This window comes from Thermosynechococcus sp. M98_K2018_005 (assembly GCF_015295825.1).
Lineage (GTDB): Bacteria > Cyanobacteriota > Cyanobacteriia > Thermosynechococcales > Thermosynechococcaceae > Thermosynechococcus.
The window spans coordinates 23,922-44,424 of the sequence record NZ_DVEH01000059.1 but is presented as its reverse complement, the minus strand read 5'-3'; the positions used below and the strand labels follow the sequence as shown (position 1 = coordinate 44,424).

Below are 20,503 nucleotides of genomic sequence, written 5' to 3'. Positions count from 1 at the left end.
GGGGATTCCCCGTGTGAATCACTCCTAGATTCATTGATCCTCAATCGCGGATTATTTAACAGGTACTTTGACAGCGGCATTTCCCGCTACACTTCTTCTATTAAGTTTGAATCTATAGGGAGAGTGCCATCCTCGCTCCCAAGCTTTTTCGTAGTTTTGCGTGTGTGCTCTCTTTGGGAAAAGCGCTGTGTTTAACCGTCAATTGGCCAAAAAAAAGAGGCCATTACTGACCTCAAAATGACACTTTGACCGCTGAAAATTGGGAGAGAGTTAAGGTCTAGAGGAGACCCCAGAAGTGAAGCACGCCTTGTTTGGTGATCAGTTCTGTGAGTAGCGCCGCCACAAAGCCGATCATGGCGAGGCGACCATTCCAAATTTCAGCTTGGGGGGTAAATCCAAACACCCATGCGTTGCGATCTTCAGCTTTGACGGTTTTGGTATCTTCCATGGTTTTGACTCCTGATCGAACCCTGTACCCTCACTGTAACAATTCTTTACCAATCGCGCAACATCTCTTAATATATTTTTCTCTATTGCTGCCCTAGAGGGCGATCGCGGTATCCCTAATCAATGACTGTGGCCATCTTCACATTCTCCAGCTTGGCGAGGATTTGCGGCTTGTAGTTTTCAAACTCCGCCTTGAGCAAATTGCGGCTCACAACCGCTGGGGCAGAACTGGGCAAGCTTTTACTGGTTTGCAGCCAGTCCCGTAGGAGTTGCCGCTGGAAGGTGGCGATCGTAAACATGCGGACATTGATGCAGTGTTGCGGATCCTCAAGGGAGAAAAAGAGCAGCGGATAGTAGCCGGTCTCCGAGAGCAAAACGCAAAGCTCTTGGTTGCGTGGCAGTTTCATATCCAAATAACAGGGCAACCAGCGGGGACCTTGCTTAGGATCGTAGATGGCGGTAATCCAGAGAATCATCGGGTGGGGACTAGGGGTAAAGAGAAACTGGTTGTAGCGGATATTGAGCATGCGGCGATCGATCTCTACCCGAGGCAACATCACCCACAGCGAGGCTGCTGATTCCCGTTGAGCATATAAGGGCATGGGAAAGACAATTTCCGCTACGGGTTTATCGGCAGGCCAAACACTTTGCCAACAGACTTCTTCAACGGTTGCAAGGGCAACAGGGGGTTGAGAGACTTTTGCGGGAACCTCTACCCCCGGCTGGGTGACTCGACTACTACTAAACTGTTCCTCAAGGGCGGTGAGAACGTTAATAATTTCACCCACGTTTTGGGGGCGATCGCTGGGGGATTTGGCCATACAGGCCATGATCAGTTCCTCAAGGGCAGGGGGAAGATGCAGCCCCGGACTCGCCACATTGAAGGGGACAGGCTTTTGGAAGTGATGTGCCTTAAACCAACTGCCAATAGAGTGGGTTTCTGCCTGAATGGGCATCTTGCCGGTGATTAGTTCATACATGGTGATGCCAAGACTATAGATATCGGAGCGGTGATCCAACTCTCGCCCTTCAATTTGCTCTGGGGAACAGTAGGCTAAAGTGCCCATAAACGACGAGGTTTGACCCTTTTCCGACACATCCCCCAAAAATTTGGCAATTCCAAAATCTAATACCTTGGCGAGTTCCCCCATCGTGCTATCCTGAATCACAAGGACATTACTGGGTTTGATGTCACGGTGAATAATCGGGCATTTTTGGCCTTCGATGAGAATGCCTTCATGGGCTACCTGAAGACCAAGGCACACATGGCGTGCAATGCGCAGAAATCGGCTTAAAGGCAGGGGTTCTTCTAGGAGCAAATCACTGAGGTTTTCGCCTTCTAAAAATTCCATGACATAGAAGGGGATTTCCTCATTGTTCATGCCGTAGTCGAGCACCCGCACCACGTGCATACTCTTCTGGCCGAGGAGAGCACCCGCCCGCGCTTCTTGGGCAAAGCGGGTTTTCATGCGATCGTTGAGCAGGGTTTGCGACAGGAATTTAACGGCAACCGGCACGCCACCAAGGAGAATGTCCTCTGCGCGATACACCCGCCCCATTGAGCCTTTGCCAATCAGCTCCGTCAGCCGGTACCGATTCATCAGAATTTGGCCAATGTTGGTATCGCAGTGCGGTTCTGACATAAATTTGCCTCAAGGGGAAATCGGCTGGCGAGGTCGCAAACAGGCAAGCATTGTGTTGCTAAGTCGCTATGGTTATACGTCTATTATCTCTAGAGTCTTTAGGTTGGATCGCTCCCCCGTAGTAGAATCTTCCTCTAAACATTGGGAACGCCTAACCAAGACATCAGTGAGGAACTGGTCATCTGAATCTCTTTCTCCAAATCCGGAACGGGGATAAAGACCACGCCACCGCTACAGGAAATCTCCCCCACCGATCGCCAGTGATTCGCGGTATAGATATGCACATGATCAACGGCGCCCCGACGCCAACTGCGCCACATTTCACTGGCAGCACAATCATAGAGTTGATAGCCTTCGGGAATGGTGGCACGGGTAAAAGGCACCAGTTGTGCCTTATTTTGAGCGACATCAGGGAAGAATGAGCCATGGGTCAATGCTTGTCGCAAAGATTCCCACGCATCGCAGTAGCGCTTGACCATGATCTGCGGTTGACCATTTTCACTTTTGCCCGTAGCAATGACGCCCGCTTTGTTGTCCACCAGTTGCAAAGTCCCTAAAACCGATTCAATGCGATAGTTGGGATTTGAGGCAAGGCTCTCAGTACCATTGACAACATCGGCAACAAAAACAGCAAACAACTCGCTGTCATCCATGAACTCACTCCCGATCCTGCTTTTTTACTAGTTTACTTTGCCGCTCCAGTTGGAGGGAGGTTGGTCAGCGGTTTTGCTCTTGCGAAATTAAAATATCTGCGAAAATTTCCGTTCTGAGGCGATCGCAAAGCTCCGTATAATCATGGATTGATAAGGTAGTTGCATGGCTGCCTTCACTGGACTCTGACGCAGGGGTATCTCCCACACTCTAACTGCTTTGAGATGCTTTGACTTCTGAGGTTAACCATGAAATATCGCATTTTAATGGCGACTCTGCTGGCGGTATGTTTAGGGATTTTTTCCTTGAGCGCCCCCGCCTTTGCCGCAAAACAGACTTTAACCTATGACGATATTGTCGGTACAGGTCTGGCCAACAAGTGCCCCACCCTTGATGATACGGCGCGTGGTGCCTACCCCATTGATAGCTCCCAAACCTATCGCATTGCTCAACTGTGCTTGCAGCCGACGACATTTTTGGTCAAGGAAGAGCCTAGGAACAAACGCCAAGAGGCCGAATTTGTTCCCACAAAACTGGTGACTCGCGAAACCACGAGCTTGGATCAAATTCAAGGGGAACTCAAGGTCAACAGCGATGGCAGCCTCACGTTTGTGGAAGAGGATGGGATTGATTTTCAGCCTGTAACAGTACAAATGCCCGGTGGCGAGCGCATCCCACTGCTGTTTACGGTGAAAAACCTGGTGGCAAGCACTCAGCCCAACATTAGCAGCATCACCACTTCAACGGATTTCAAGGGCCAATTTAACGTTCCTTCCTACCGCACCGCCAACTTCCTCGATCCCAAAGGACGGGGCTTGGCCTCTGGTTATGACTCGGCGATCGCCCTTCCCCAAGGTAAAGAAGAAGAGGTGGCTCGCGCTAATGTCAAACGCTTCTCCCTAACCAAGGGTAAAATTTCTCTGAATGTGGCGAAAGTGGATGGCCGCACGGGTGAAATTGCGGGCACCTTTGAAAGTGAGCAACTCTCCGATGATGATATGGGTGCCCACGAACCTCACGAAGTGAAAATTCAAGGGGTCTTTTACGCCCGCATCGAACCTGCCTAGGATCGACAAGCCCATGGCGACTCTTTTAGAACTCAGGGAACTGCGGGTCGCCTACCCTACAACGGAGACATCATCTGCTGCAACATTTGTGGTGGATGGTGTTTCTTTTGACGTGGCCGCAGGGGAGCGGTTCGGTTTGGTGGGGGAGTCAGGTTGTGGCAAATCCACGATTGGTAAGGCCATTTTGCAGTTATTGCCGCCGGGGTCACAGGTGGCTGGAGCGATCGCCCTTCAGGGGCAATCCCTTTTGGGGCTGACCGCTTCTCAATTGCGGCGATTGCGGGGCGAGCAAATTGGTTTGGTCTTTCAGGATCCGATGACGCGCCTCAACCCCCTCATGAGCGTCTATGACCACTGTGATGAGCTATTGCGGAGTCATTGGTCTTCTTGGAATCGCTCCCAACGGCGTCAGCGCATTATTGAGGTATTGGATCGGGTGAAAATTCCCGCCAATCGCCTGCATCAGTATCCCCATGAGTTTAGTGGCGGGATGCGCCAACGGGTGGCGATTGCCCTTGCCTTGCTCTTGAACCCACCCCTGATCATTGCCGATGAACCGACAACGGCGCTAGATGTGACCGTCGCGGCAGAAATTCTGGATGAACTCACGCGTCTCTGCCAAGAGGAGCAGCGAGGACTGTTGCTCATTTCCCATGATCTGGCACTAATGGCTAAGTATTGCGATCGCCTTGGGGTGATGCACCAAGGCAAGATTGTTGAACTGGGAGCGGCTCGCCAAGTCCTGCAACAGCCACAGCACCCCTATAGCCAATCCCTACTTGCAGCCAGCCAACTCACCTCTAAAGAAACCCCGCGACTGGACACTGCCCCCGAACTGCTGCGGGTTCACAATTTACACCGGCACTACCGCTTGGGGGGATGGCTACAACCGCAAACCACGATTCGCGCAGTGGATGGCGTCGATCTGACGTTGCGCCGGGGAGAAACCCTTGGCCTCGTGGGCGAATCCGGCTGTGGCAAAAGTACCCTTTCCCGCTTGATTCTGCAACTGATTCCCGCCAATGCCGGTGAAGTGGTCTTTTTGGGGCGCAATTTAACTCAATTACCAGCGGCACAACTGCGCACCGCCCGCCGCGATCTGCAAATGATTTTCCAAGACCCCCATGCCTGCCTCAATCCGAAAATGACCGTGGGGCAAAATTTGCTGGAGCCCCTGCTAATTCATCGGCTGATGGAAAAAGAGGCTGCCCAAGAACGGGTATGTGAGATGTTGGCGCAGGTGGAATTGACCCCCAGTGAAGCCTATGTTCATCGCTATCCCCATGCCCTATCGGGGGGACAACGCCAACGGGTGGCGATCGCCCGCGCCCTGATTACCCATCCGCAACTCGTGGTCTGTGATGAACCAGTGAGTATGCTCGATGCCCATATTCAACGGCAGGTGCTGGCGCTGATGCAGCAGTTAAAAGAGCAATTGCAACTCACGTATCTCTTTATTACCCACGATCTGGCAGTCGCCCGCAGTTTTTGCGATCGCATTGCCGTAATGTATGCTGGCAAGATTGTTGAACTGGCTCCTACCGCGCAATTGTTTGCCCAGCCGCAGCATCCCTACACTCAAAAATTGCTGGCCGCTGCTCTGTAGCTGATTTTAACCATTTTTCCCCCATTTCTTAGGCAAACCCTAACCCAACTTCCCTAAGTCTTCCCTAAATTATGAGTTGGTTGCCCACAGTGGATCAATTTGGAACGAGATACACTTCATGGCTGAATATTTTGGCGATCTGTTACCCCGTGTCCTGAGCCGCCGCACCGTACTGAAAACTGCCCTTTTTGGCGCGGCGGGTTTAGCCCTTGCAACCCTGACCAAAGGGTGTGCCACTGCACCAGCTTTAGGTTTTCCAACGATCTATCCCAACACCGACGATAAAATTACACTGCCTGAAGGCTTTGAGCATGGCGTCGTGATTCGCTGGGGGGATGCCCTCGATGGCGGTGAAAACTTGAATTGGAATCGCATTCACCAAACAGTCACCGAAGCGGATGTCCAGCGGCAGCAGCAGTGCTTTGGCTACAACTGTGACTTTGTTGGCTATCAGACCACGCCCGATGGCAAGCATTTGCTCGTCGTGAATCATGAATACACCAATCCTGAACTGATGTTTGAAACCGTGGGCGATCGCCCCAATCAATGGCAAGCAGCCCTTCAGCGGGAAGCCCATGGACTCTCCATTGTTGAGATTGCCAAAAACCCCAATGGTGGCTGGCAATATGAGAAAGCCTCGCCCTACAACCGCCGAATCACGGGTTCAACGCCCTGTGAGATTTCTGGACCTGCTAAAGGCCACGCCCTTTTGAAAACGGCTGCGGATCCCACGGGGACACGGGTGAATGGCACGCTCAATAACTGCTCAGCGGGCAAAACCCCTTGGGGCACGGTACTCACTTGCGAGGAAAACTTCCATAGCTATTTTGGCGGCAGTGATAGCAACCTGACGGGCATGGTGAAGGAGCTGCATAAGCGCTATGACATTCCCAATGAGCGGGCCGATCGCTATGGCTTCTATCTCTATGAAGATCGCTTCAACATCGCGAAGGAACCCCAAGAGGCCTTTCGCTTTGGCTGGGTTGTGGAAGTGGATCCCCTCTCCCCGGATCGCGCCCCCATTAAACGCACAGCCCTAGGACGATTTCGCCATGAGGCGGCGACAACGGTGATTGCCCCCGATGGTCGAGTTGTGGTGTACATGGGGGATGATGAACGCTTTGAATATGCCTATAAATTCATTACCAAGGGCAAGTACCAAGCCAACGATCGCGCCGCTAACTTGAACCTGTTGGATGAAGGGGAACTGTACGTTGCTCGCTTTAATGACGATCTGACGGGTGAATGGCGGGCGATCGCCCGCGTTGAGGGCAGTACAATTATCCCCAACCCCAATCTGCCGACGGCCTTCCAAGAGGATCCTGCCCTCTGTTTTATTTACACCCGCGCCGCTGCCGATGCCCTAGGGGCAACAAAAATGGATCGGCCAGAGGACTTCGAGTGGAATCCTGTCACCAAAAGTGTTTGGCTGGCGTTGACCTATAACGAGAAACGCAAGGCTAGGGCCACAGATGGCGCCAATCCGCGTCCTGAAAATGTGATGGGGCATGTGATTGAAATGATTGAGCAGGGCAATAACCCAACCGCCTTGCAGTTTCAGTGGCGTCTGCCTTTGCTTTGTGGAAATCCCACCGCCCCAGAACAGAACCGCCAGTTAGTGCTTTATGGTGAACCCACCAACGCAGAGGTACCGCCAATCTCAGCACCCGATAACTTGACCTTTGATCGCGCCGGTAATGTCTGGATTGCCACGGATGGCAATGGCGGGTCAACCCGCCTCGGCAAAAATGACGGCGTTTATGTCCTCAATCCGCAGCGCCGCGAACTGAAGATGTTCCTCTCTGGTGTGCCCGGCTGTGAAATTTGTGGCCCTGAATTTAGCAGTGACTATCAAACCTTCTTCTGTGCCATTCAGCATCCGGGGGAAGGGGCAAAATCCACGGCTGATCTACCAACACGCTGGCCCTATGGAGAAGAAGTGGTCGTGCCTCGACCTGCCGTCATTGCCGTGTGGCGCTCAGATGGCCGGGAAGTGTCAGCCTAGGGTTTGCGTGAAGAATAGCGATTGATCCCTTCGGGACGCAGGGGAACCACGGGAGCAGCACGGCGGCGACTGGTTCTGGAAATTGTGGGGCGAGTAGCACCGGGGAAGGCAATCACCTCTGCCTGCTGTCCTTCACGGGCACAGCGAATCAACAGTCCAGCGATTGCCATACTGGCCATAATTGAGCTACCGCCATAGCTAAAGAGGGGAAAGGGTAATCCCGTTGTTGGCAAGATACCAATGGCGACACCTATATTGATTAGGGCTTGTAGGAGCATGATCACCGTTGCCCCCAAGGCAATGAGCTGGATCAGGGGATCCCGCCCCTGATTGACCACCCGCATTCCCAGCCAACCGTAGGCCGCCAGCAGTCCTAGGAGCAAGAGGCACCCCAATAGCCCCATTTCCTCGGCATAGACCGCAAAAATGAAATCCGTGTGCTGGATGGGTAAATAGGAGAGCTTTTGCTGTGAAAAGCCATAGCCGGTGCCCAACCCTCCCCCCGAGGCAACGGCCAAGAGACTCTGCACCAGTTGGTAGCCATCCCCCATCGCATCTGCCCAAGGATTGAGGAAGGACATGACCCGCCGCCGTTGATACTCGTTAATGCTGATGCTGAGGCCTGCCAAGCCCAAACCACTCATGGCTGTTAACAGCAGGGGTGCCAAGGGGAAACCCGCACCAAGAGCCATCAGCCATAACGTCATGCCACAGAGGGCCGTGGTACTGAGGTTCGGTTGAATCAAAATCCCCAGCAGCGTCAGGGCAAAGGCCGTTAACCAAAAACAACGTGCCTTCAGGTGCAGCCGCTGCCAAGAACTAAACACCCAAGACGCTTGCAGGACTAAAAAAGGCTTCATCATCTCCGAGGGCTGGAGTTGAAAAGGGCCAATACTAATCCAGCGGGTGGCGCCCATTACCGTTGTCCCAACCCCCGGTAGACGTGTTGCCCAGATCAGCAGCAAAAACAAAAAGAAGCCTGGAATGGCCATCTGGAGCGATCGCCGCAGCGGGAGCCGTAGAAACAGTTGAAACCCTGCCCAGCCAAGGGCAAGCCACAGCAACTGGCGCGTAAAGTAGTACAGCCCATCCCCTGTTTCGGCCAAGCCCACGGGAAAACTAGCGGAAAAGAGAACGACCAACCCAAGACCAATCCACACTAGGGTCAACCAGTGGAGCAATCGCGCTTCTAGGGTCCACTGCCGCAGGTCGCCAACCGCTTTGCTGCGCCGCCGGCGATCGCCAAAGGGGAGAAAACGCCACCAACTCACGCTTAGATGACCCTCACTGGCATCGGCCACTATCCGTATCTCATATTCTAGAAAAGGGCTGTCTCCAATCTGGCACAATTGTTATGCATCTTTGAGAGCGACTGCCCGTGACTGTGCCTACAATTTCTGAACGCTTTGAGCAATGTCGTGCCCGTCAACGCTGTGCCCTGATTCCCTTTTTGACCGCCGGCGATCCTGATTTAGAGACCACGGTTGCTGCCCTCAAAGCCTTGGATGCCCATGGCGCAGATATGATTGAACTGGGAATGCCCTATTCTGATCCCTTGGCCGATGGTCCCGTGATTCAGGCAGCCGCCACCCGCGCCCTGCAACGGGGAACTCGCCTCGAGGCGGTCTTAGAAATGACAACGGACTTGCACCGCCAACTGGGGGCGCCGCTCATTTTATTTACCTACTACAATCCCATCTACCATCGGGGGGTCTCTTCATTTCTGAAAGCGGTTGCCCAAGCCGGGATCAAGGGATTAGTGATTCCTGATTTGCCCCTTGAGGAAGCGGAACCAGTTCTCGCACAGACAGCGAATTTAGGCTTGGAATTGACACTGCTGATTGCACCCACCACATCGACCGAACGGATGCAGGCGATCGCCACCGCTTCCCAAGGATTTATTTACCTTGTCAGCACCACGGGTGTCACTGGCATGCGCCAAGAAATGGCCACTCGGGTTCAGGAACTGTTACATACCCTACGCCAAATCACGCCCAAGCCCATTGGTGTCGGGTTTGGCATTGCCAGTCCAGAGCATGCCCGCCAAGTGCGCGATTGGGGCGCCGATGCTGCCATTGTCGGCAGTGCCTTTGTCAAACGTCTAGCGGAACCAGATCAGGGGGTTGCTGCCGTCACCGAATTTTGTCAATCACTCCGCGCCGCCCTCGATAGACCCTAGGGACGCACCGTCAACGAAAAGTAAATGCCATCGGACTGCAAACTACGGGTTTGACCGGGCAGATCAATCAATGGTGTCGCGTACTGGAACTGAATGTCTAAGTTGGGCGTCGGTTGCACCAAGAGTCCCATGCCTAGGCCGGCAATCACATTATCGGGCACTGCACCCCCAGGGTTACGGCTATTGTTCCAGACCACCCCCAGATCAAACAGCGGCCCAATGGAAATAATTGGGCGACGATTGGCAGTGCGCAGCACGGGAAAACGGGCTTCCCCAGAGAACCGCAGGCCATTATCCCCAGAGAGAGTATTGGTCGAGTAACCCCGCACCGACAGGGGACCCCCAATCACAAATTGGTGAAAGGGGAGCAGACTATTGGGACTCAGTTGCACATCGGTGCGCAAAATCAAGAAGTGGTCTGCCCAAAGGCGTTGCAGCCGCTGTCCCTGTCCCAGCCAGCTAAAAAAAGTACCATCAGGGGTCGGACTGGGGTTTTCCGTGGCGCCAAAGATGGGCAGGCCAAAGTTGAACTGCGAGCGAAAGACCCATGCCCCTTGGGGATCACGGCGGATATATTCTTGACTCACTTCTAGAACACGGGTCGCACTATAGCCCGATGGATCAGAACCAATGGAAATGGGGGCTGGCACTCCCAAAACAAAGGTCTGTGCCGACTGCATCAAGAAGCCAATGCCAAAAGCCAGTTCCTCGCGGATATTGCGCATCACCGGCTGGCGAAAACTGGCTTGGTAAATAGAAGACTCACTGCGAATATTAAAAGCAGCAAGGGCAGGGGGGCGGGTAATTTCGCTGTCTGCTTGTACGGTGCGAATGGTAAGTGTGCCATTCATCGCATTGAGGGGCAGGCTGTAGCCAAACTCCACAGTGTTGGACGCTCCCCAGTCAAACGTGCCTAGGTTATTACCGATGGCGTAGGAGCCATAGACACTATCGCCGCGACCACTGAGGTTGTTGTATCCCAAAAAGGCCGTGGCCCGATCCGGGGCGATCGCTGGCGGCGTATTGTTATCCAGACCAAAAGCGGCATTAAACCAGCGGGCAGGTACCACCCGTACCACCAAGATACTGTCCTGGGGCGTCGTGCTGGGTCGCAGACTAGCAGAAAGATTGGCAAAGAGAGGATCCGTTCGCAACAGCCGCAACTGCTCTTCCAGACGATTGGAGTTGAGAGGCACGCCGGCACCGAGGGCAATACGGCTGCGAATATAGCGCTGGATAATCCCTTTATTCCCTTCAATACGAATGTTCTCTAGGCGGCCTTCAAGCACTTGAATCGTGATCACCCCATCCCGTGCCACCTGCTCGCCTAAAACGGCGCGAGAGGTCAAATAGCCCCCCTCGAGATAGAGTTTTGTAATTGCATCAGCAGCACCCTGTAGCTCTGCAAGCGTCACCTGTCGTCCTTCGAGGGGCTTGATAATTGGATCAAATTCCGCAGGCCCAAAGAGAGTACTACCTGCAACAACAATTTTTTGTACAGGTATTAAAACACTTTCCGACTCGGGGGGCGGGCTAGGGGGTGAAGGGGGTGGTTCAAGAACAGGCGGCGAGGTGGGGGGTAGGGGCGGCGGATCCGGTAGGGGGGGCTGAATATCCTGTTGGGTGGGAGTGATAATCGGAATCCCTAAAGCAGGTAACACCGTTCCCGTACTGCCGAGAATAGAGAGAAGGGCAACGGGTGTAAATAAGTTTGTTTTCACGTCCTCAGCCTCAATGCTTAGTTATTCGGTTTTAGATAGAGCAGCAAAATCAATACAGAAATCTGTCAAAATCAATACAGAAATCTGTATTTTTCTTCCTAAGGGCCAAGCCTAAGCAACCATTGGCGTGAGGAGTTATTGATTCTTGCCCTCAGATTTTAGCAGAGCACGTGTGGTTGTTGGCAAGGCGAGGCGATCGCCCTCATCCCCCTATCAATGTGTTTCAAGTGGGGGGCAGCGCTGTTTCAGCAGTGCCATCAGGATGATCAACGAGGGCAGATTCATCAATGGCCAAATCAAACCAAAAGGTACTGCCGACCCCCAGTTCACTAATTAAATGAATTTGTGTATTGTGCTTGTGGATAATATCTTGGACAATGGCCAACCCCAGCCCTGTCCCCTCTAGGGTATGCACGCGATTCTCAACGCGGAAAAAGCGTTCAAAGACACGGGGTTGATCCTCTGGGGCAATCCCCATACCCGTGTCGGCGACCTCAATGCGCACTCGTTCCTGCTCTGGATCGCTAGGGGGATGCCAGACATAGGCACGAATCGTCACCCGTCCATTTTCGGGGGTAAACTTCAAGGCATTGCCCACCAAGTTAGTGAGCGCACCAATGAGCAGATCGTAGTTGCCCCAAACCGGTGGCAGGGGATTTTCCACTTCAGCAGTTAGGGTAATAGATTTATTGGCAGCATTGAGTTGGTAGGTGCGCATGATCTGATCAATCACCTGCGCCATCTGTACCGAGCCAAATTGATAGGGGCGACCCGATTCGAGGCGGGAAATATCGAGGAAATCATTCACAAGACGAGTCAGGCGATCGGTCTCGTGGTTAGCGGTTTCGAGGAATTCCTGTTGCTCTTTTTCACTGAGGCTGCTGCCGTACTCTTGAATGGTTTCGATGATCGATTTGATATTGAATAGGGGTGTGCGCAATTCGTGGGAGACATTACTAATCAATTGCGCTTTGGCTTCGTTGAGTTCCACCTCACGGGTAATGTCCTGAATCGTAATCGCAATGCCCTTGGGTTTTTCCCGCTGCACATCCATAACCGTTGTCAGCAGAATCCGGACTGATCGCGAGCTAGGTTCTTGCAGCGTCACCCGAAATTCTCCCCCCTCTGACTCGCCGCGAGAGGCTTTGTAAAGGGGACAGGTCAGCCTTTCGCACACCGGCGCTGGAAAGCAGTTGAGGGCATTTTGGCCAATGACGTTCATCCCTTCCCAGTTGAAGAGGCGCTGAGCCGTGGGGTTGACAAGAATAATTCGCATGTCGGTATCTAAGAGAATCGCCCCATCAGCAATGGTGGACACCAAGGTATCTAGTTTTGCTTTCTCGGCTTGGAGTTCTTCAATGTTTTGGGCTTCGTAGGAAGCAAGGCGCTCGGCCATGTCATTAAAGCTGGTGATCAACTCCCCCAGTTCACCGCCAAAGGGCAGGTTAATGCGTTGCTTAAAATTCCCCGCTGCAATGTTTTTTACCCCCTGCACCAATTCTTTAATGGGCTGGGTAATGGTGAGGGCATTGAAGACCCCCCCCAAGATCACCATGATCCAGAGGGAGACAAAGACGGCGATCGTGAGATCCCGCGTGAGATTGGCAGAGGCAATAAATGTTGGGTTGGGGTTAATCCCCAAGGCAACAACCCCTAAGTTTTCGCCGTTGAAGGTCAGGGGGACAAAGACATCGGCAACCAAGCCATTGGGGGTTTGGTGTTGGCGCACGAGGGGTTCTTGACTGGCACGGTAGGTCTCTGGCAGTTGAATACGACGGCGCAACGTCAGGGCACTTTCTACTTGGGGGGCAGAGTAGGGCAGGCCATAGTAAATTTCCCCTTCAGGATCCGCATAAAGAATGTAGCGAATACTGGCACTGCGCTCATAGAACTTACGGGAAAATTCAGCTACAGCGGCGGTATCCCCTTTGGCCACAAGGGGCGCCACGTCAGCGGCTAGGAGTAACCCTAAATCGCGGCCATAGCGGGTGTCATTGAGGTGGGCATTGGTTTGAATGGTGTTCACCGCCCAGAAGGTGAGGCCACTCATGATGATCGAGACCACGAGGGTTGCTGTGGCCATGAGGCGGGTTTGAATCTTGAATTCCGACCACCAACGGGCAATTCCCCGCAATTTATCGCTCAAGTTCCCTTGGGTTTTCTCGGTTTTCAACACCACCATTACGCCTAACGTGCGAAAATTTTTCCCTGATCCTACGGGATTTTGCTCACATCTTTATTGTGGCACCTGAGAGGGGTTCCAAGCGGGCAAACTCTTCAATGCGGCGGCTATAGCGTTGCAGCATCTGCTCACTCCAAGTGGCATCGGGACTATTGACGTAGAGGTGTACCAATGGCTCACTGGCATCGGGCAGAATCAGTACCCAATGGTCCGTATTGGGTTCACCAATTTTGACGCCATCAATGAGACTTAAGTGGTTGCGGGGATGGGTTTCCACCAAGTGGCGCATCAGTGACCCTTTGGCAATCCAAGGACAGCGAATTGGGCGGTGATAGTAGTGGACGCGGGGCAGTTCTTGGCGCATGACGGTGAGGGGTTTGCCAATTAATGCCAGCAATTCGATCAGGGTGGCGATCGTAAACATGGCATCAAACCCCGGATGCAGTTTCGGGAAGATAAAACCGGTTTCTGCAGAACCCCCTAGGACAACGCCACTGTGGTGTTGGCAGGCTTCCATGAGATCAGTCGGGTTGGTGCGACTGCGGATAATTTGTCCTCCCTGCTGGTGAGCGATCGCCTCCACGGCACTAGAGGTTGTGACCGGCACCACGACGGTGCCCCCCGCATGGGTCAAGAGGGTCAAGTAGGTCATTAGAGCCGTGAGTTCTTGATCACTGAACACCTGACCGGCATTGTCCACCAAGGTGAACCGCTCGCCATTGGCGGAGACTTGCACCCCCAAACTGGCAGACAGCGCTGTCACCACCTGTCCCAGTTCCCGCAGGAGTCGCTGTCGCTCGAGAATGTTCACGGGGGTTGGGTGCAGGGTGGCATTGAGAACAACGGCATCACAGCCAAACTTACTGAGGATCTGGGGCAAGACAACCCCAGAAACGGCATAGGCATAGTCAATGACAATTTTGGCGGGGCTACCATAAAACAGTTGGGTATTTAGCCACTTTTCAAAGCCTTGGGCATAGGCGGCCACGCAGTTGTTGGGATGGGTCATGACACCAACATCCGTAAGTAAGGCACGGCGAGTATCTTCGCGGAAGTAGGCGGTTTCAATTTGCCGCTCTTTGGCTTTACTCAGGTTGATGCCTTTATGGTCAAAAAACTCAATCAACAGTTGATCGGCGCGATCGGGATGAGCACGCACATGAATTCCGCCGCTGACTGAAAGGGTTTGGGCAGCAAAGCGGGCAATCGGCAGGGCGATCGCCTCCAAATTGAGGACATGAATCCCCACTGACATCAGCCCCGACATCAGGGCATGGGCCACCATCCGCGACACATTGCGCTGATCCCGCGACACTAGCACACTAGTTCCCGGCTCAAGGATTGAGGCATAGGCTGCCGCCAGCCGCACAGCAAACTCCGGTGTAATGTCCACATTGGCCACACCGGCCACACCCCGCTGCCCAAAGAGATAGCGCTGCCCCGTTGTGCCCCAGATCAGGCTTTCATTCACAATGGCGCCCGCTTCAATGCGTTTTCCCGGCCAAAGGCGCACCCCCTGACTCAGGCTGGCTTCCTCACCGACCACGCAGCGACTGCCAATAACCACCCCTTCATGCAGCCTTACATGGCGATCGACATGGATATGGCGAGCTAAAATGCAATGCTCCAATTCACTGTCATCCCCAATAAAACAGCCACTCCAAGCCACCACTGAGCGCAACTGACTGCCATTGCCAACAATCACGTGATCCCCCAAGACCGTCCCCGCCCCAAGGGTGGCCCCCGCACCTAAGCGGCAGTTATTGCCCAAGACTAGCGGCGCCTCTAGCTGAACCGTTTGCGGTAATGTGGTGTTGTGCCCTATCCAAATTTGCGGCTGAACTTCGTGCCCCTGAATTTCCAAGTGCACGCGGCCATAGAGGGCATCCTGTTGCACCTGTTGATAGGTTTGCAGACTACCGACATCGCACCAGTAGGCATCGGTGATATAGCCATACATCGGCACATCCGCCTGCAACAGCAATGGGAACAAATCCCGCGAAAAATCCCGCTCAGTGCCGCTATTGAGGTAGTCCATGACAGCAGGGCTGAGGATGTAGATGCCCGTATTTACCGTATCCGTAAAGATTTCCCCCGCTGAGGGCTTCTCGAGAAACCGCCGCACGCGGCCATCGCTATCGGTAAAGACAATGCCAAACTCCTTCGGTTGAGGCACACGGGCAAGGATGAGGGTTACGGGAGCACCGTGCTGCTGGTGAAAACGTAGGGCATCGGTTAAATCGACATCGGTAATGCTATCGCCGCTGACTACCAAAAAGGGATCCGTTAGCAAATTGGCAATGTTTTTTACTGAGCCTGCTGTGCCAAGGGGCTGCTCTTCCTCAACGACATAGCTCAGGTGCACCCCAAACTCATTCCCATCGCCAAAATAGTCGCGCACGACATCGGGGAGATAGTGCAATGTCATGACCACGTCATCAAGGCTATGGCGGCGCAGGAGATTGAGAATATGCTCGGCAATGGGACGATTGACTACCGGCACCATTGGCTTAGGTAGATCACAGGTGAGGGGACGCAACCGAGTACCACTTCCCCCAGCCATGAGGACGACACGCACTGTTTTCTCCTTTGTCAAACCTCGCCCTAGGATCCCAGTGTAGGAGAGGACGGAAGGCTCAGGGGGATAGTTGAAGGAAACTGCAATGATTTTTGATACTCCAGAGTAGGCGGGGCATAAAAAAACCTACCCTTGGTAGAGGGCAGGTTCAGACTGACGATAGGGCGCGATCGCGCCTAGGCGGTAAAGCCAGCTTTGTATTCGGCGATCGCTTCTTTCAGGAGCGCTTCAGCTTTTTCATCCAGTTTTTGGGTGGTGCGGATGATTTCGCCGTATTCGGGCTTGCTTGTGTGCAGGTAGTCCCGCAGACCGGCAACAAACTTAGCCACTGCCTCAACGGGAATATCATCAAGATAGCCATTGGTACCGGCGTAAATGGTTGCCACTTGGTATTCCACCGGAATGGGTGAGTACTGGGGCTGCTTGAGAATTTCCCGCAGCCGCTGACCCCGCGCCAGTTGGTTTTGGGTGGCTTTATCCAAGTCGGAGGCAAACTGGGCGAAGGCTTGCAGTTCATCAAATTGCGCCAATTCCAGCTTCAGTTTGCCAGCCACCTGCTTCATGGCCTTGATTTGAGCAGCAGAACCCACCCGCGACACGGAAATCCCCGCGTTGATGGCAGGCCGCAAGCCAGCGTTGAAGAGGTCAGAGGAGAGGAAGATTTGACCGTCGGTAATGGAAATGACGTTGGTGGGAATGTAGGCAGACACGTCACCGGCTTGAGTTTCAACCACAGGAAGCGCCGTCATGCTGCCACCACCGAGGGCATCGTTGAGTTTGGCGGCACGCTCCAGGAGGCGGGAGTGGAGATAAAACACATCCCCTGGATAGGCTTCACGACCGGGGGGACGACGCAGCAGCAGCGACATTTGCCGATAGGCTTGGGCTTGTTTGGAGAGGTCATCGTAGATGACGAGGGTGTGCTTGCCTTGGTACATGAAGTACTCAGCAATCGTGGCACCGGTGTAGGGGGCAAGATACTGCAAGGCGGCTGGATCACTGGCGTTAGCGGCAATCACAATCGTGTACTCCAGCGCCCCCCGCTCCCGCAGCACGTTCACCACTTGAGCCACACTGGACGCTTTTTGACCAATGGCCACATAGACGCAAATCACATCTTGGCCTTTTTGGTTCAGAATCGTGTCAATGGCAACAGCCGTTTTCCCCGTCTGGCGATCGCCAATGATCAGTTCCCGCTGACCCCGACCAATGGGAATCATGGCGTCAATAGCGGTAATCCCCGTTTGCAACGGCTCACACACCGATTTGCGCTGGACAATACCGGGAGCCGGGGATTCAATCAGGCGGGTTTCCGTCGTGTGGATCTCCCCTTTGCCATCAATGGGGCGCATTAGGGCGTCCACAACCCGACCAATCGCCGCTTCACCCACGGGGATCGAGGCAATTTTGCCAGTGGCACGCACCGTACTGCCTTCTTCGATGCCGAGGCCATCGCCCATCAGCACCACCCCCACGTTATCCTCTTCGAGGTTGAGGGCAATCCCCACGGTGCCGTCTTCAAATTCCACCAATTCTGAGGCCATCACTTTGTCGAGGCCATAGACACGGGCAATGCCATCGCCCACCTGCAAGACAGTACCGACATTATCGACTTTGATCGACTGTTCGTACTGCTCGATTTGCTGGCGAATAATGCTACTGATTTCGTCGGGTCGGATACTTACCATAGAAGTCACTCTCAAGGGTTGAACAGTTTACAAAGGGGACGTTAGGCGGCTTGCACCAAGGTGAGACTGAGGCGGCGGAGTTGACCCCGCAGACTAGCATCAAAGATTTGGGAACCCACTCTAATCACCACGCCACCAATCAGTTCGGGATCGCAGGCAGTGACAAGCTCCACATCGGCAGCACCGGTCATGGCTTTGACCTTTTCGACCACTGCACGGCGTTGATCGTCGTTGAGTTCGACGGCACTGGTGACTTCCGCCAAGACCACATTGCGGAGTTTGCGGACAAGGGCACGATACTGCTCACAAATAGGGCCAAGAAAGTTAATTCGCCGCCGATCCACGAGCAACATTAAGAAGTTGAGGAAGTAGCCGTGCACCTTATCCACTGTCAACTGCCGCAGGACATTCTTTTTAGCCTCAGGCTTGATCAGGGGATTGGCGACAAACTGTTGCAGTTCACTGGAGCTGGCAAGGAGTTCCAAAATCAACTGCGTATCCTGCTGAAACCGATCAATGAGGTTGTGGGTTTGTGCCAACGACAGCAGTGCCTCGGCATAGGGTTCAACAAGTTCACCACGGACAGTGGTCTGCATCATTTGCCTCCTAGTAGGGCAATACTGCGATCAACAAGGGTGCGCTGAAGGTCTGGATTTTGGCTCAAACGCGCTTTGAGTTGTTTTTCGGCCTCTGCAAGTGCCATAGCGGCAATCCGCTCACGAATTTCGGCGATCGCCCGCTCAGTGGCGGCAGTGGTGTCTTGGGAAGCGGTTTCCTTCAAGCGCTCAATTTCCCGCTTGGCTTGGGCAATGAGTTCTTCCTTGGCAGCCTTGGCACGGGCAAGGGCGTCTTCACGAATGCGTTGTGCTTCCTGCTTGGCCTGAGCCAGTTTTTGCTGCTCTTCAACGAGGCGGGCAGCAGCCACTTTCTGGCGTTCTTCGGCTTCCGCAAGGGCAGCGGCAATTTTTTGCTGGCGATCGCCCAAGGCTTTGCCCAGTACGCCTCGCCCAAAATACACCAATACCCCAATAATGATGGCAAGGTTGATCACATTGGTTTCGAGCAAATTGGTGTTAATGCCAAACTGCCCCACTTCTTCCGTTGCCAATAGAAATACTGCGTCCATGACCCACACTCCTAGGCCAGTAACTTCGCTAATAACTGTTCACTCAAGCTGGCAACTTGACCCTCAAGCGCTTGCAGTGTCGCCTGCTTTTGCTGATCAATTTCTGCTTGAATCTTGAGTAACTCTGCCTGCACGGCCTGCTGTGCTTCGGCAATTTCGGCGGTGGCAATTTTTTGTGCCTCGGCTCTGGCCTCTTCAATCAAGGCTTGGGCTTGGCGACGGGTACTGACCAATTCCTGCTCGTACTGCTGAGCCAGTTCAGTGGCCTGTTGCAACCGCTCCTTGGCCTGCTGCAAGTTGGTTCGGATATATTCATCCCGATTGTCCAGCGCCTGACCCAAGGGCTTGTACAGCAGCGCATTCAAAATGACGGTCAAGATTAAGAATTGCACAGCCATCAGGGGTAGGGTGGCATCAAAATCAAACATCAGCCTCTCCAGAATGGGGGATCGGGGGAAAGCTCATCCAAGCCTCCCCCACTGGGGTTAATTAGGATGCAAAGGGGTTGGCAAACAGGAGTACCAGCGCAATTACCAGACCATAGATGGTCAGGGACTCCATGAATGCCAAGGTCAGCAGCAGTGTACCCCGAATTTTACCTTCCGCTTCCGGTTGCCGCGCAATCCCTTCTAGAGCCTGACCAGAAGCATTCCCTTGGGCTAAGCCGGGTCCTAAAGAAGCCAAGCCAACAGCCAGAGCAGCAGCCAAAACAGAAGCAGAAGCGACTAACGGATCCATAATTGATTTCCTCGAGACGTAGTAGAACGAAACAAAATTTCCAGAGATAACAATAGCAGGGTATGTACCCCTTTTAGGAGTGAGCCCCTTCGTGCTCGCCGCCATGCCCCTCCATGGCCTCCCCAATATAGGTGGCTGCCAGGGTGGCAAACACAAGGGCTTGAATGGCGCTGGTGAAGAGTCCCAAAGCCATCACAGGCAAGGGCACAAACAGGGGCACCAGCAACACCAAGACCCCCACCACCAATTCATCCGCCAAGATGTTGCCAAAAAGACGGAAGCTCAGGGAAAGCGGTTTTGTGAAATCTTCCAAGATGGCAATGGGAAGTAAGACGGGCGTTGGCTCGATGTACTTGGTGAAATACTTCAGCCCCCGCTTGCGTAGCCCGGCATAGAAATAGGCCAAGGAGACCAGCAAAGCCAAGGCCACGGTGGTATTGATGTCATTGGTGGGTGCTGCTAGCTCCCCTTCTGGCAGTTCAATGAGTTTCCACGGTACCAGTGCCCCTGACCAGTTACAAACAAAAATGAACAGGAACAGTGTCCCCACGAAGGGAACCCAAGCTCGGTACTCGTGCTCACCCATTTGGCTCTTGGTCAAATCGCGGATGAATTCCAGCGCGTATTCCATCAGGTTTTGAATACCACTGGGCACCCGTTGGATATTCCGCGAGGCTGCAAAGGCTGCTGCAATCAGAATGGCCATCACAAACCAAGTGGTGATGAAGACTTGACCGTGAACTCTTAGGTTGCCAATATGCCAGTAGAAATGGTGCCCCACCTCCAACTTGGCAAGGGGAAGAGCTGTCCAAAGGTGTATCAAAGGCATCATGCCTCCGCGCTCGGTTGTCTAAGCACTACAGTGAGCCAGC

Annotated in this window: 17 protein-coding genes; 4 read left to right on the top strand and 13 right to left on the bottom strand. The window is 53.6% G+C overall.

Features of this window, described 5'->3' with window-relative positions; all coding sequences use genetic code 11:
- Positions 1-277 precede the first annotated feature (277 nt).
- The 3 genes from IGQ15_RS08300 to IGQ15_RS08290 form a co-directional block, all read right to left on the bottom strand.
- Positions 278-448 (bottom strand): chlorophyll a/b-binding protein, encoded by a 171-nt coding sequence (locus tag IGQ15_RS08300; protein ID WP_297050700.1) that lies wholly within the window; start codon positions 446-448, stop codon positions 278-280.
- 115 nt (positions 449-563) lie between these two features.
- Entirely contained in the window at positions 564-2,090 is a 1,527-nt protein-coding gene (locus IGQ15_RS08295; protein ID WP_297050698.1) for a serine/threonine-protein kinase, read from the bottom strand.
- Positions 2,091-2,224: 134 nt separating this feature from the next.
- A complete protein-coding gene (locus IGQ15_RS08290; RefSeq protein ID WP_297050695.1) occupies positions 2,225-2,743 on the bottom strand; it encodes a hypothetical protein in 519 nt (172 codons plus the stop codon).
- Between the two features lie 246 nt (positions 2,744-2,989).
- Here IGQ15_RS08290 and IGQ15_RS08285 point away from each other — a divergent pair, with 246 nt between their 5' ends.
- The 3 genes from IGQ15_RS08285 to IGQ15_RS08275 all read left to right on the top strand — a co-directional run bounded on the left by IGQ15_RS08285 (position 2,990) and on the right by IGQ15_RS08275 (position 7,419).
- Positions 2,990-3,808 carry a photosystem II manganese-stabilizing polypeptide gene (locus IGQ15_RS08285; RefSeq protein WP_297050693.1) on the top strand — a complete coding sequence of 273 codons (819 nt, stop codon included), beginning with the start codon at positions 2,990-2,992 and terminating at the stop codon, positions 3,806-3,808.
- Between the two features lie 13 nt (positions 3,809-3,821).
- The gene (locus tag IGQ15_RS08280; protein ID WP_297050691.1) at positions 3,822-5,414 is read left to right on the top strand and encodes an ABC transporter ATP-binding protein; all 1,593 of its coding nucleotides are present in this window, start codon (positions 3,822-3,824) and stop codon (positions 5,412-5,414) included.
- A 118-nt stretch (positions 5,415-5,532) separates the two neighbouring features.
- A complete protein-coding gene (locus IGQ15_RS08275) occupies positions 5,533-7,419 on the top strand; it encodes a PhoX family phosphatase (RefSeq protein WP_297050689.1) in 1,887 nt (628 codons plus the stop codon).
- Here the strand turns inward: IGQ15_RS08275 and IGQ15_RS08270 are convergent.
- Complete coding sequence (locus IGQ15_RS08270; protein WP_363315825.1) at positions 7,416-8,627, bottom strand: putative peptidoglycan glycosyltransferase FtsW; 1,212 nt, start codon at positions 8,625-8,627, stop codon at positions 7,416-7,418. The genes IGQ15_RS08275 and IGQ15_RS08270 overlap by 4 nt on opposite strands.
- A 176-nt stretch (positions 8,628-8,803) precedes the next feature.
- On the opposite strand from IGQ15_RS08270, the gene trpA reads away from it, so the two are divergent.
- Positions 8,804-9,598 carry a tryptophan synthase subunit alpha gene (gene trpA / locus IGQ15_RS08265; protein ID WP_363315824.1) on the top strand — a complete coding sequence of 265 codons (795 nt, stop codon included), beginning with the start codon at positions 8,804-8,806 and terminating at the stop codon, positions 9,596-9,598.
- Here trpA and IGQ15_RS08260 read toward each other — a convergent pair.
- The 9 genes from IGQ15_RS08260 to atpB all read right to left on the bottom strand — a co-directional run bounded on the left by IGQ15_RS08260 (position 9,595) and on the right by atpB (position 20,463).
- Complete coding sequence (locus IGQ15_RS08260; protein ID WP_297050682.1) at positions 9,595-11,319, bottom strand: ShlB/FhaC/HecB family hemolysin secretion/activation protein; 1,725 nt, start codon at positions 11,317-11,319, stop codon at positions 9,595-9,597. The two genes, trpA and IGQ15_RS08260, sit on opposite strands and share 4 nt — an antisense overlap.
- Positions 11,320-11,542: 223 nt before the next feature.
- The gene (gene nblS, locus IGQ15_RS08255; protein WP_297050680.1) at positions 11,543-13,501 is read right to left on the bottom strand and encodes a two-component system sensor histidine kinase NblS; all 1,959 of its coding nucleotides are present in this window, start codon (positions 13,499-13,501) and stop codon (positions 11,543-11,545) included.
- Between the two features lie 46 nt (positions 13,502-13,547).
- Positions 13,548-16,079, bottom strand: coding sequence for a mannose-1-phosphate guanyltransferase (locus IGQ15_RS08250; protein ID WP_297050678.1), 2,532 nt, complete (start codon positions 16,077-16,079; stop codon positions 13,548-13,550).
- Positions 16,080-16,255: 176 nt separating this feature from the next.
- Positions 16,256-17,767: a F0F1 ATP synthase subunit alpha gene (gene atpA / locus IGQ15_RS08245; RefSeq protein ID WP_297050677.1), complete on the bottom strand. Its 1,512-nt coding sequence runs from the start codon at positions 17,765-17,767 to the stop codon at positions 16,256-16,258.
- 41 nt (positions 17,768-17,808) lie between these two features.
- The gene (gene atpH / locus IGQ15_RS08240; RefSeq protein WP_297050674.1) at positions 17,809-18,366 is read right to left on the bottom strand and encodes an ATP synthase F1 subunit delta; all 558 of its coding nucleotides are present in this window, start codon (positions 18,364-18,366) and stop codon (positions 17,809-17,811) included.
- Positions 18,363-18,893, bottom strand: a complete 531-nt coding sequence (locus IGQ15_RS08235; protein WP_297050672.1) for a F0F1 ATP synthase subunit B — start codon at positions 18,891-18,893, stop codon at positions 18,363-18,365. Before IGQ15_RS08235 ends, atpH begins: the two co-directional genes overlap by 4 nt.
- Positions 18,894-18,904: 11 nt before the next feature.
- Positions 18,905-19,321 (bottom strand): F0F1 ATP synthase subunit B', encoded by a 417-nt coding sequence (locus IGQ15_RS08230; protein ID WP_297050669.1) that lies wholly within the window; start codon positions 19,319-19,321, stop codon positions 18,905-18,907.
- Positions 19,322-19,382: 61 nt separating this feature from the next.
- Complete coding sequence (gene atpE, locus IGQ15_RS08225) at positions 19,383-19,631, bottom strand: ATP synthase F0 subunit C (RefSeq protein WP_297050668.1); 249 nt, start codon at positions 19,629-19,631, stop codon at positions 19,383-19,385.
- Between the two features lie 73 nt (positions 19,632-19,704).
- Positions 19,705-20,463 carry a F0F1 ATP synthase subunit A gene (atpB, locus tag IGQ15_RS08220; RefSeq protein WP_297050666.1) on the bottom strand — a complete coding sequence of 253 codons (759 nt, stop codon included), beginning with the start codon at positions 20,461-20,463 and terminating at the stop codon, positions 19,705-19,707.
- Positions 20,464-20,503: the final 40 nt, after the last annotated feature.